The organism is Streptomyces sp. NPDC087310 (assembly GCF_044744405.1).
GTDB lineage: Bacteria > Actinomycetota > Actinomycetes > Streptomycetales > Streptomycetaceae > Streptomyces.
The window spans coordinates 148,802-161,138 of the sequence record NZ_JBIUYF010000005.1; the positions used below are offsets into that span (position 1 = coordinate 148,802).

The 12,337-nt window shown below is 68.9% G+C and carries 10 protein-coding genes and 1 tRNA gene; 9 read left to right on the forward strand and 2 right to left on the reverse strand.

Features of this window, described 5'->3' with window-relative positions; genetic code table 11:
* Positions 1-9: 9 nt before the first annotated feature.
* Complete coding sequence (locus tag ACIO3P_RS19885; RefSeq protein ID WP_329823409.1) at positions 10-1,350, reverse strand: histidine kinase; 1,341 nt, start codon at positions 1,348-1,350, stop codon at positions 10-12.
* 156 nt (positions 1,351-1,506) lie between these two features.
* Here ACIO3P_RS19885 and ACIO3P_RS19890 point away from each other — a divergent pair, with 156 nt between their 5' ends.
* The 7 genes from ACIO3P_RS19890 to ACIO3P_RS19920 all read left to right on the forward strand — a co-directional run bounded on the left by ACIO3P_RS19890 (position 1,507) and on the right by ACIO3P_RS19920 (position 7,295).
* Positions 1,507-2,379, forward strand: a complete 873-nt coding sequence (locus ACIO3P_RS19890; RefSeq protein WP_401795575.1) for a hypothetical protein — start codon at positions 1,507-1,509, stop codon at positions 2,377-2,379.
* Between the two features lie 14 nt (positions 2,380-2,393).
* Positions 2,394-2,465: transfer RNA gene (locus tag ACIO3P_RS19895), tRNA-Gln, on the forward strand.
* A 109-nt stretch (positions 2,466-2,574) separates the two neighbouring features.
* Complete coding sequence (gene glmU / locus ACIO3P_RS19900) at positions 2,575-4,023, forward strand: bifunctional UDP-N-acetylglucosamine diphosphorylase/glucosamine-1-phosphate N-acetyltransferase GlmU (protein ID WP_401852691.1); 1,449 nt, start codon at positions 2,575-2,577, stop codon at positions 4,021-4,023.
* 130 nt (positions 4,024-4,153) lie between these two features.
* Positions 4,154-5,131, forward strand: coding sequence for a ribose-phosphate diphosphokinase (locus tag ACIO3P_RS19905; protein ID WP_329823405.1), 978 nt, complete (start codon positions 4,154-4,156; stop codon positions 5,129-5,131).
* A gap of 224 nt (positions 5,132-5,355) precedes the next feature.
* Entirely contained in the window at positions 5,356-5,940 is a 585-nt protein-coding gene (locus ACIO3P_RS19910) for a 50S ribosomal protein L25/general stress protein Ctc (protein WP_401852694.1), read from the forward strand.
* A 157-nt stretch (positions 5,941-6,097) separates the two neighbouring features.
* Positions 6,098-6,694 (forward strand): aminoacyl-tRNA hydrolase, encoded by a 597-nt coding sequence (pth, locus tag ACIO3P_RS19915; RefSeq protein ID WP_401795569.1) that lies wholly within the window; start codon positions 6,098-6,100, stop codon positions 6,692-6,694.
* Positions 6,695-6,770: 76 nt separating this feature from the next.
* The gene (locus ACIO3P_RS19920) at positions 6,771-7,295 is read left to right on the forward strand and encodes a hypothetical protein (RefSeq protein ID WP_401795566.1); all 525 of its coding nucleotides are present in this window, start codon (positions 6,771-6,773) and stop codon (positions 7,293-7,295) included.
* 163 nt (positions 7,296-7,458) lie between these two features.
* Here ACIO3P_RS19920 and ppc read toward each other — a convergent pair whose 3' ends face one another.
* Entirely contained in the window at positions 7,459-10,188 is a 2,730-nt protein-coding gene (gene ppc, locus ACIO3P_RS19925) for a phosphoenolpyruvate carboxylase (protein ID WP_329823402.1), read from the reverse strand.
* Positions 10,189-10,467: 279 nt separating this feature from the next.
* On the opposite strand from ppc, the gene ACIO3P_RS19930 reads away from it, so the two are divergent.
* Positions 10,468-11,457, forward strand: coding sequence for a fatty acid desaturase (locus tag ACIO3P_RS19930; protein WP_329823400.1), 990 nt, complete (start codon positions 10,468-10,470; stop codon positions 11,455-11,457).
* Complete coding sequence (locus ACIO3P_RS19935; protein WP_401795814.1) at positions 11,457-12,152, forward strand: TetR/AcrR family transcriptional regulator; 696 nt, start codon at positions 11,457-11,459, stop codon at positions 12,150-12,152. The genes ACIO3P_RS19930 and ACIO3P_RS19935 overlap by 1 nt, the downstream gene beginning before the upstream one ends.
* Positions 12,153-12,337: the final 185 nt, after the last annotated feature.

The window sequence follows — 12,337 nt, forward strand, 5'->3', positions numbered from 1 at the left end:
AAACCACTCTCAGACAGCCGCACCCCGCCGGTCCGGCAACACCGCCGACACCCGGAAACCCCCCGCATCCGTCTCCCCCGACACAAACACCCCACCCAGCGCCACCACCCGCTCCCGCATCCCCACCAGCCCATTCCCCCCACTCGGCAACCCCGCGTCCTGCGCACCACCATCCGAAGGCCCGTTCTCCACCTGCATCGCCACCTCCGCCTCCCGATGCGCGAGCCGAACCATCACCTTCGCCCCCGCCGCATGCTTCAACACATTCGTCAACGCCTCCTGCACCACCCGATACGCGGTCTGCTCCACCTCCCGCGCATACGACCGCGACTCCCCCTGCACCATCAGCTCCACCACCATCCCCGTATCCCGGGACTCCCCCACCAACGCCTCGATGTCCCCCATCCCCGGACCGTCCTCCGCCGCCGCAGCCGCCGCCGCAGCCGCCGCCAGACCCACCGAAGCCAACGGCACCCCCGCAGACGCCCCCGCCACCCCGTCCGCCTGCCGCGCCGCCACCTGCTCCCCCGCCCGCAACACCCCCAACATCTCCCGCAACTCCGTCAACGCCTGCCGGCCCATGTCCCCGACCAGAGCCGCGTTCTTCACCGCCTTCTGCGGATCCTTCAACGCCACCGCCTGCAACGCCGCCGCATGCACCACCATCAGACTCACCCGATGCGCCACCACGTCATGCATCTCCCGCGCGATCCGCGTCCGCTCCTCCGTACGCGCCCACTCCGCCCGCTGCTCCGCCCGGTCCGCCAGCAGCGACAACTCCTGCTCCAGGCTGTCCGCCCGCTCCCGCAGGCTCTCCATCAGCCGCCGCCTGGCCCCCACGTACAACCCCAGCAGCACCGGCGGCGCCGTCAGCCCCACCGACATCAGCACCGCGACCAGAGGCACGTACCAGCGCGTCGAATCGATCCCCGTGTCCACCACGTTCCGCGACATCCGTACCGCCGTCACGATCAGCGTCCCGACGAACGACATCCCGGCCAGCGCCCCGATGATCCGGCGCGGCACCTCGGACGCGGCGAGCGTGTACAGCCCCACCAGGCCCATCAGGTAGCCCATCTCCGCCGGAGTGATCGCGATCGACACCAGCACCACCGCGAACGGCCACCGCCGCCGCACCAGCAGCATCGACCCGGCGATCAGCCCGAACAGCACCCCCACCGGCACGGGCAGCACCGCGGTCTCCGCGAACTGCACCCCCTGCAACCCGCACTCCAGGGCCGACACGATCGCCAGCCCCACATCCAGCACGACACTCCGCCGCCGCTCCCACCACCAGTAGCCACGAGCAGCCATGCCCGCAGAGTCCCGGTGTGCCCCCGTTGTGGTCATGTCTCCCAGCCTAAGGGGGCCCGCACCCCAATATCCGGCGACCTCGGGACCCCGAATCACGGCACGCCACACCGGGAACACGAGTCGATCACTCGAACTGGTGAATCGCCCGCGCATTCGAGCCGGAGGCTCGGATTCCGCAGGACGATACGAGGCATGACGACACTTCCCGGCAAATACGCCGACTTCGAAGGACTTCGCACCCAGGTGGTGGCCCTGCGCAGGGAGGGCCTGAGCCGCCGGCAGATCCGCGACCGCGTCCACATCGACAACAACGACCTCCTCAACCGCCTCCTGGAGGGCGAACCACCCCCGGAATGGACCAAGCGCCCCAACGCCAAGGACGACTTACGCGACCAGGCCCGCGAGCTGCGTCTGAAGGGGCTCACGTACGACCAGATCCAGGTGGAGCTGGGCTGCTCGAAGGGCTCGATCTCCCTGTGGGTACGGGACCTGCCGAAGCCGGACCGGCGCGACGCGAAAGAACAGGCGAAGCTGGCGGCCCGAAAGCGGTGGGATCACGAGCTGGCCATACGTGATGAGGCCCGCCAGGAGACGAAGGCGGCCGCGACGCGCGAGATCGGCGCCCTGAGCGACCGGGATCTCTTCATCGCCGGGGTCGCGCTGTACTGGGCCGAGGGCACGAAGGACAAGCCGTACTCACGTCGCGAAAGCGTCATATTCGTCAACAGTGACGCGGGCGTGATCCAGCTCTTCCTTGCCTGGCTCAAGCTGGTCGGAGTGGGAAGCGAGCGCCTGAGCTACCGGGTCATGATCCACGAATCCGCCGACACGGAGGCGGCGGAGCGGTACTGGGCGGACCAGGTCCGTGTCGACCCAGCCACCTTCCGGAAGACGACCCTCAAGAAGCACAACCCGAAGACCGTACGAAAGAACGTGGGCGAGACCTACAGGGGCTGCCTGGTCATCCGGGTCTCTCAAAGCGCAGAGCTTTACCGTCGCATCGAGGGCTGGTGGTACGGCATAGTAGGAGCCACCAGCTCGACCGATAGGAAAATGTCCGGTTGATACTGGGCTTGCCATCCCCTGTGGTGTAATCGGCAACACGGGTTACTTTGGATAACTTGTTCCAGGTTCAAGTCCTGGCAGGGGAGCATCTAAGTTCGGGTCCCGACCTCACCGGTCGGGACCCGTCCTCGTTTACGCCCCGCTACCCCCCGGTATCCTGCGATTGACCATCACCCGAAGCCGAAGGGCATCCCCGTGAGCGCCAACCGCCCGGCAGCCGTCGTCGTCCTCGCAGCGGGTGAAGGTACCCGCATGAAGTCGAAGACCCCCAAGGTCCTGCACGAGGTCTGCGGGCGCTCGCTCGTCGGACATGTCGTGTCCGCCGCGCAAGAGCTCGAACCGCAGCAGCTCGTCGTGGTCGTCGGCCACGCCCGCGCGCAGGTCGAGGGCCATCTCTCCACGGCGTACGACGGCGTGCGCACCGCCTATCAGGCCACCCAGCTCGGCACCGGGCATGCGGTGCGGATGGCGCTCCAGGAGTTGGGGAGCACGCCGCACGGCACCGTGGTCGTCGTCTGCGGTGATACCCCGCTGCTCTCCGGCGCGACGCTGAACGCGCTCGCGGAGGCCCATGCCGCCGACGGCAACGCGGTGACGGTGCTGACCGCCGAGGTGCCGGACGCGACGGGGTACGGGCGGATCGTGCGGGACGGGGCGAGCGGCGCGGTGACCGCGATCGTCGAGCACAAGGACGCGACGGACGCGCAGCGGGCGATCCGGGAGATCAACTCGGGGGTGTTCGCGTTCGACGGGCAGTTGCTCGCGGACGCGCTGGGCAAGGTGCGTACGGACAACAGTCAGGGCGAGGAGTACCTGACGGATGTGCTGGGCATCCTGCGTGAGGCGGGTCACCGGGTGGGGGCGTCGGTGGCCGGTGATCATCGGGAGATCCTGGGGATCAACAATCGCGTACAGCTCGCGGAGGCGCGCCGGCTGCTGAACGAGCGGCTGCTGGTGCGGGCGATGCTGGCGGGGGTGACGGTGGTGGATCCGGCGTCGGTGTCCGTGGATGTGACGGTGACGTTCGAGCAGGACGCGGTGGTGCATCCGGGGACGCAGCTTCTGGGGTCGACGCATCTGGCGGAGGGCGCGGAGGTGGGGCCGAACTCGCGGTTGAAGGACACGGCTGTGGGTGCGGGCGCTCGGGTGGACAACACGGTGGCGGACGGCGCGGAGGTGGGTGAGGGCGCGACGGTGGGTCCGTACGCCTATCTGCGGCCGGGTACGCGGCTGGGCGTGCGCGCGAAGGCGGGTACGTATGTGGAGATGAAGAACGCGACGATCGGTGAGGGTACGAAGGTGCCGCATCTGTCGTATGTGGGGGACGCGACGATCGGTGAGTACACGAACATCGGTGCGGCGAGCGTGTTTGTGAACTACGACGGTGAGGCGAAGCACCATACGACGGTGGGTTCGCACTGCAAGACGGGTTCGGACAACATGTTTGTGGCGCCTGTCACGGTCGGGGACGGTGCTTACACCGCCGCCGGGTCGGTGATCACGAAGGATGTGCCGGCGGGTTCGCTGGCTGTGGCCCGTGGCCAGCAGCGGAATATCGAGGGTTGGGTGGCGCGGAAGCGTCCGGGGAGTGCTGCCGCGCAGGCGGCGGCGTCGGCGTCCGGGGGCGGCGCGGGGGAAAGCTGACCGGAAAGAGGCGCACCGATCACGGCGTACCGTGATAACTGCACATCTGCACGATTCGGCTGGCTTGCAGGGACGCCTCGCAGGGACGCGCGGGCTCGGCGGCCATCAACACGTCTGAGGAGACAGTGCTGTGACCGGGATCAAGACGACCGGCGAGAAGAAGTTGATGCTCTTCTCCGGCCGCGCCCACCCCGAGCTGGCCGAGGAGGTCGCGCAACAACTCGGCGTCGGGATCGTGCCGACCAAGGCTTTCGATTTCGCCAATGGTGAGATCTATGTTCGTTATCAGGAGTCGGCCCGTGGTGCGGACTGTTTCCTGATCCAGAGCCACACCGCTCCGATCAATAAGTGGATCATGGAGCAGCTCATCATGATCGACGCTCTGAAACGGGCGTCGGCGCGGAGCATCACGGTGATCGTGCCGTTCTACGGGTATGCGCGTCAGGACAAGAAGCACCGTGGCCGGGAGCCGATCTCGGCGCGGCTGGTCGCGGATCTGATGAAGACGGCGGGTGCGGACCGGATCCTGACGGTGGATCTGCACACGGACCAGATCCAGGGCTTCTTCGACGGTCCGGTGGATCACTTGTTCGCGCTGCCGGTGCTGGCGGATTACGTGGCGGGGAAGGTGGACCGGTCGAAGCTGACGGTGGTCTCCCCGGACGCGGGCCGGGTGCGGGTGGCGGACCGCTGGTGCGACCGGCTGGGTGCGCCGCTGGCGATCGTGCACAAGCGGCGGGACAAGGATGTCGCGAATCAGGTGACGGTGCACGAGGTCGTCGGCAATGTGTCGGGCCGGGTGTGTGTGCTGGTGGACGACATGATCGACACCGGTGGCACGATCTGTGCGGCGGCGGACGCGTTGTTCGCGCACGGCGCGGAGGACGTGATCGTGACGGCGACGCACGGGGTGCTGTCGGGTCCGGCGGCGGACCGGTTGAAGAATTCGAAGGTGAGTGAGTTCGTGTTCACGAATTCGCTGCCGGATCCGGGCAATCTGGATCTGGACAAGATCACGGTGCTGTCGATCGCGCCGACGATCGCGCGGGCGGTGCGTGAGGTGTTCGAGGACGGTTCGGTGACGAGCCTCTTCGAGGAGCAGGCGTGACCGCCGGCCGCTGAGGCCGGTGGCCTGCTGGAAGATCGATTTCTGGGGCGGCCTCCCCGCCGGGTAGACTCATCGGGTTGCTCGGCGAGGGAGGCCGCACCTGTGTGCGGCTGGTCCGTTATCGACGCGCTCTTCGTAGCAGGCCCGTTGTGGCCGGGTGACGGCCCGATTTCGTGTCCCGGTTACCGGGGTACCCGCGTTAACTTACGAGGAGTGCGTCAGCCATGGCTGAAGTCAAGATCAGCGCCGAGGTCCGTACCGAGTTCGGCAAGGGTGTGGCCCGCCGTACGCGCGTCGCCGGCAAGGTCCCCGCGGTCATCTACGGCCACGGTGCGGACACCGTCCACGTCACCCTGCCGGGTCACGACCTGATGATGGCGCTGAAGACGGCGAACGCGCTGATCAGCCTGGACATCGAGGGCCGCAGCGAGCTGGTCATCCCGAAGGCCGTGCAGCGCAACGCGATCAAGGGTCACATCGAGCACGTCGACCTGCTCGCGGTGAAGCGCGGCGAGAAGGTCACCGTCGAGGTGGCGGTGCACACCGAGGATGACCTGGCGCCGGGTGCGAACCTGCTGGAGAACGTCCTCAACACGCTGACCGTCGAGGCCGAGGCCACGCACATCCCGGAGTCCGTCACGGTCTCCATCGAGGGTCTGGACGCCGGTGCGTCGATCCTGGCGAAGGATGTCCCGCTGCCGTCCGGCACGACGCTGGTGACGGACGAGGACGCGGTCGTCATCCAGGTCCTGGCCGCGCAGGCCGAGGAGCCGGCGGACGAGGCCGAGGCCGAGGGTTCCGAGGGCTGATCCCGCGGACGGCGTTTCACGGGGTGGCGGGCCTGTCGGGCCGGCCACCCCGTTCGCTGTATCCGCACACCCACCGGCCTGTAGCTGTAGCTGTCCCTGTAGATGCCCCTGTAGATGTCCCTGTAGCTGTACGAGTGCGCGAGGAGAGACGGCGCGGATGACCACGGATGCCCTTGCCCCCTGGCTGATCGTGGGCCTGGGGAACCCCGGGCCCGGTTACGCGGCCAACCGGCACAATGTCGGGTTCATGGTGGCCGATCTGCTGGCGGAGCGTATCGGCGGCTCGTTCCGGCGGGCGCAGAAGGCGCAGGCGCAGGTGGTGGAGGGCCGGCTCGGTGGTCCTGGCCCTGCGGGCCGGCGGGTGGTTCTGGCCAAGCCGGCGTCGTACATGAACCTGTCGGGCGGTCCGGTCACGGCGCTGCGGGATTTCTACAAGGTGGAGACGGCGCGTGTGGTGGCGGTCCATGACGAGCTGGACATCGACTACGGGATGCTGCGGCTGAAGCTGGGCGGCGGGGACAACGGTCACAACGGGCTGAAGTCGATGACGAAGGCGATGGGGCCGGAGTATCACCGGGTGCGGTTCGGGATCGGCCGGCCGCCGGGGCGGATGCAGGTCGCGGATTTCGTGCTGAAGGATTTCTCGTCGGTGGAGCGCAAGGAGCTGGCGTATTTCGTCGACCGTGCGGCGGACGCGGTGGAGGCTCTGGTGATGGACGGGCTGGAGCGCGCGCAGAGCACGTACAACTCCTGACAAGCCCGCGCATTGCCGTGCTTTCCCCTGCCCGTGGTTTGACCGGGCGCGTTCCCATGGCCAAGGATCCCGCCCTATGAGCCCTGTGACTCCTGGGAAACGGAAGAAGGGGGCGGCCGGCAAGGGGAAGCGGAAGCCCGCCCCGTCCGCCCGTATCGTCTCGTTCGGCCATCGGGCGGCGATGGGCGCGGTCGTCCTGCTGCTGCTCGTGGCGGCCGTCTGGACGTCGTGGAACGACGCGCAGCATGTGGTGCTGGCCAAGGGCCGCGAGCACGGGACGCTGACGGTGACGGGGTGCCGTGACGGCGCGTGTTCGGGGCGGTACGTGGCGGACGGTCCGGGGGGTGAGCCGGGGCGGATGACGATCGAGGAGTCCGTCGCCGTGCGGAAGGGCGATGAGCTCCGGGTGGTGGTGAAGCCCGGCACGAACGAGCTGGTGCGTACGGATACGGCGGGTCTGCTGTACGCGTGGGTGCCGCTGGGTGGTGCGCTGCTGCTGGCGTCGCTGGTGATCGGGGGCGGGCTGCGGCTGACGCGTACGGCGTGGGGTGCGGCGGTGGCGGGCGGGGTGCTGCTGGTGGCGACGTTCTTCGCCCTGTGAGCCCTGTGAGCCCTGTGAGTCCTGTGAGTCCTGTGAACCTTGTGAGTCCTGTGAGGCACGGCGTGGGTCTGTCCGCGTAGGTCTGTCCGCGCCCGTATGACGGGGTCTGCCCCCGCACCGGAAACCCGGTGCGGGGGCAGACGTCGTTACGGGGTGGGGCCGGTCAGCCGGTGTTGCGGAGTCCGGCCGCGACGCCGTTGACCGTGAGCAGCAGGGCGCGGCCCAGCAGCGGGTCGGCGGGGTCGCCCTTCTCGGCGGCGGCGCGCTGGCGGGCCAGCAGCGAGACCTGGAGGTAGGAGATCGGGTCGAGGTAGGCGTCGCGGATGGCGAAGGTCTGCTGGAGTGCCGGGTTGGAGTCGAGGAGCTTCTCGCCGCCGGTGATGCGCAGGACTTCCTGGACGGTGAGGGCGTGCTCGGCCTCGATGGCCTCGTAGACGTGCTTGAGGTGGTCGGGGACGAGGGTGTCGACGTAGTGGCGGGCGATCCGCAGGTCGGTCTTGGCGAGCGTCATCTCGACGTTGGAGAGGAAGTTGCGGAAGAAGTGCCAGTGCTCGTGCATCTCGTCGAGGACGGTGTCGGGTCCGGCGGCGCGGAGCGCCTTGAGGCCGGAGCCGACGCCGAACCAGCCGGGCACGATCTGCCGTGACTGGGTCCAGCCGAAGACCCACGGGATGGCGCGGAGGCCGTCGAGGCCGGCGCCGGAGTCGGGCCGCCGGGAGGGGCGGGAGCCGAGGTGGAGGTCGGCGAGCTGGTCGACGGGGGTGGAGGCGAAGAAGTAGGCGGGGAGGTCGGGGTCCTCGACGAGGGTGCGGTACGCGCCGTGTGCGGCGTCGGAGACGGTGTCCATGGCGGAGTCCCAGCGGGCCAGGGCTTCGTCGGACTGGCGGGGCGCGGTGTGCAGGGCGGATGCCTGGAGGGTGGCGGCGACGGTCAGTTCCAGGTTCTCCCTGGCGAGGGAGGGGATGAGGTACTTGTCGGAGATGACCTCGCCCTGTTCGGTGACCTTGATCTCGCCTTCGAGGGTGCCCCAGGGCTGGGCGAGGATCGCGTCGTGCGAGGGGCCGCCGCCGCGGCCGACGGTGCCGCCGCGGCCGTGGAAGAGGCGGAGTCGTACGCCGTGCCGGTGGGCGACGTCGCGGAGTCGGCGCTGGGCGCGGTGGATCTCCCACTGGGAGGTGGTGATGCCGCCGAACTTGGAGGAGTCGGAGTAGCCGAGCATGACCTCCTGGACGTCGCCGCGGAGTGAGACGAGGCGTCGGTAGGAGGGGTCGGCGAGCATCTCGTCGAGGATGATGTCGGCGGCGCGCAGCTCGTCGGTGGTTTCGAGGAGCGGCACGATGCCGATCTTGGCCCAGCCGCCGTGGAGGTCGAGGAGTCCGGCTTCGCGGGCGAGGACGGCGGCGGCGAAGACGTCGTCGGCGCCCTGGCACATGGAGATGATGTAGGACTCGATGACTTCGGGTCCGAAGCGTTCGAACGCCTGGCGGACGGTGTGGAAGACACCGAGGGTCTTCTCGCCGGCGGCGTCGAGCGGGGCCGGGGTGGGGGCGAGGGGGCGGCGGGAGCGGAGTTCCTTGGCGAGGAGCTTCTGCCGGTAGTCGCGGGGCATGTCGACGTAGCGCCAGGATTCCTCGCCGAGGCGGTCGAAGAGCTGGCCGAGCGCGTGGTGGTGGGCGTCGGCGTGTTCCCGTACGTCCATGGTGGCGAGCTGGAGGCCGAAGGCGGCGAGGGTGCGGATGGTGCGGTCCATGCGGCCGTCGGCGAAGAGGCCGCCGCGGTGTTCGCGCAGGCTGGTCTGGATGAGGGTGAGGTCGTCGAGGAGTTCGGCGGTGCCGAGGTAGTCGCGGCCGTTCTCGTGGGGGATGTTCCTGGCGAGGCGTTCGCGGGTGTTGACGAGCTTCTGCCGGATGCAGGTGGCCTTGAGGCGGTAGGGCTCTTCGGCGTTGAGGCGCTTGTAGCGGGGGCTGATCTCGGGGAGCCGGACGAGGTCGTTCTGGAGGGAGTCCAGGAGTTCGTCGGTGGCGCCGGTGTAGCGGATGGAGTTGGAGAGCTGGCCGCGGAGCTGGTCGACGAGTTCGAGGGCGTCGGTGATGCCGTGCTCGTGCTGGAGGATCAGGACTTCGCGGGTGACCTCGGGGGTGACGTTGGGGTTGCCGTCGCGGTCGCCGCCGATCCAGGTGCCGAAGGTGAGGGGGCGGGTGCCGGGGGGCAGCTCGACGCCGACGCGGTCCAGTTCGGCGACGAGGTCTTCGAGTACGTCGCCGACGGCACCGATGTGCAGTTCGTCCAGGTAGTAAATGGCGTTGCGGGCTTCGTCGGCGGGTTCGGGCCGTACGACGCGCAGCTCGTCCGTCTGCCAGATCAGGTCGATGGACTCGGCGAGCCGCAGGTCGTGGCGGCGCCGGTCGGAGGCGAGGGCGGGGGCTTCGAGGAGTTCCGCGATGCGGCGGAGCTTGTTGAGTACGGAGCGGCGCGCGGCTTCGGTGGGGTGTGCGGTGAAGACGGGCCGTACGTTGAGGTTCTTGACGGTCGCGCGCAGGTGCTCGGGGTCGGCGTCCTTGAGGCGGTCCGCGGTACGGGCGAGGAGGCCGCCTTCGGCGGCGCGGCGCTCGCGCATCTCGCGGCCCCGGTGGACCTGCTCGGTGACGTTGGCAAGGTGGAAGTAGGTGGAGAAGGCGCGGACCAGCTTGCCCGCGGTTTCCAGGTCGGTGTCCCCGAGGAGCTCGGCGGCGGCTTCACCGTTCTCGCGCGTGAGGGCGCGGACCCGTTCGACGAGCTCGAGGAGCTCCGGGCCTTCCTGCCGTACGAGGGTCTCGCCCAGGAGGTCACCGAGACGGCGGATGTCCGAGCGGAGCTCCGTGTTGGCGGATGGGGTCTGGTCGGCACTGCTCACAGGTGCGGCTCCTTGCAGTGTTTGAGCACGTCTGGAGGGTTCTGGAGACTTTACGGACCGCGCTGTCCGACGGTCCAAGGATAGGTGGCCTTCGCCTGACGTTATCCACAGCCCTCTTGCCTCGTGGTTCGGCGCTGCCATACTTACGTTGCCGTAGGTTACGCACCTGTATCCGGGCTTCTGTCCGATTTCCCCGTACGACGCCTTTCCGCTCCCCCACTTCCCCCCCCCCCACTCGCTCCCCTCCCCCCTCTTCACTCCTCACCCCAGGGATCCCCCATGCCCACGCCTCCTGACGTGATGAACGATTCCCCTTACCCGTCACCCTCCGGGTCCACTCCGCTACCTTCCGCCACGATCGGAGGGGAGAGCAAGGGCTCCCTGGAGCAGTTCGCGCTGCTCCTCTTCATCGTGGTGCCGTTCCTGGCTCTGCTGGCGGCGGTGCCGCTGGCCTGGTCGTGGGGTGGTGTGAGCTGGCTGGACCTGGGCCTGATGGTGGCGATGTACTACATCGGCTGTCACGGTGTGACGATCGGCTACCACCGTTACTTCACGCACGGCGCGTTCAAGGCGAAGCGTCCGCTGCGGATCGTGCTCGCCGTGGCGGGTTCGCTGGCCGTGGAGGGCCCGCTGGTCCGCTGGGTGGCGGATCACCGTAAGCACCACAAGTTCTCGGACGCGGAGGGCGACCCGCACTCGCCGTGGCGGTTCGGCGAGACGCTGCCCGCGCTGCTGAAGGGGCTGTGGTGGGCGCACATCGGCTGGCTGTTCGACGAGGAGCAGACGTCGCAGCAGAAGTACGCCCCTGACCTGATCAAGGATCCGGTGATCCGCGCGGTGTCGCGTCAGTTCGCGATGTGGACGCTCGTCTCGCTGCTGGTGCCGCCGCTGGTGGGCGGTCTGGTGACGATGTCCTGGTGGGGGGCTTTCACGGCGTTCTTCTGGGGGTCGCTGGTGCGGGTGGCGCTGCTGCACCATGTCACCTGGTCGATCAACTCGATCTGTCACGCGGTCGGCAAGCGGCCCTTCAAGTCGCGGGACCGCTCGGGCAATGTGTGGTGGCTGGCGGTGCTCTCCTGCGGCGAGTCCTGGCACAACCTGCACCACGCGGACCCGACGAGCGCGCGGCACGGCGTGCTCAGGGGGCAGCTCGATTCGAGCGCGCGGCTGATCCGCTGGTTCGAGAAGCTGGGGTGGGCGAGCGACGCCCGCTGGCCGAGCGCCTCCCGCCTGGACTCCCGCCGCAAGAGCGCACCCGCCAAGGCATGATGGGCACCGTGGCGATCGACGGCGGTACGAGCAAGCAGGGCAGCACGGAGAAGGCCCGTCCCGCGACGGGCCGGCGGACCCGCCGGGTCCGTATGACCGGAGCGGAACGGCGCGAGCAGCTTCTGGACATCGGCCGTACGGTCTTCGCCGAGAAGGGCTTCGAGGCGACGTCGGTGGAGGAGATCGCGGCGAAGGCCGGGGTCTCCAAGCCCGTCGTGTACGAGCACTTCGGCGGCAAGGAGGGGCTGTACGCGGTGGTCGTGGACCGGGAGATGCGCCAGCTCCTCGACATGGTCACGAGCGCCCTGACGGCGGGCCATCCGCGGGAGCTGCTGGAGCAGGCGGCGTTCGCCCTGCTCGACTACATCGAGACGTACACGGACGGCTTCCGCATCCTGGTCCGTGACTCCCCGGTCGCCCAGTCGACGGGCACGTTCGCGTCGCTGATCAGCGATATCGCCACGCAGGTCGAGGACATCCTCGGCCTGGAGTTCAAGAACCGCGGCTTCGACCCGAAGCTGGCCCCGCTGTACGCGCAGGCCCTGGTCGGCATGGTGGCGCTGACGGGCCAGTGGTGGGTGGACGCGCGCCGCCCGAAGAAGTCGGAGGTGGCGGCGCACCTGGTGAACCTGGCGTGGCACGGCCTGGAGAACCTGGAGCCGAAGCCGCGCCTGATAGGCCACCGGAAGGTCTGAGCGAGGGCTCCGGGGTCCCCAGGGGTTCCGGTGGCTCAGAGGAGCTCTGCGGGGACGGCCCCTGGGCGGCCCCTGGGCGGGCTTCCTCACCGTGATGCGGTGCGGGCGGTAGGAGGGGGCCGGGGCCGCAGGGTGCCACGCGTTTCCGGCCTGCCCACGGGATCCGGACCCACGGGGGCCCCGCG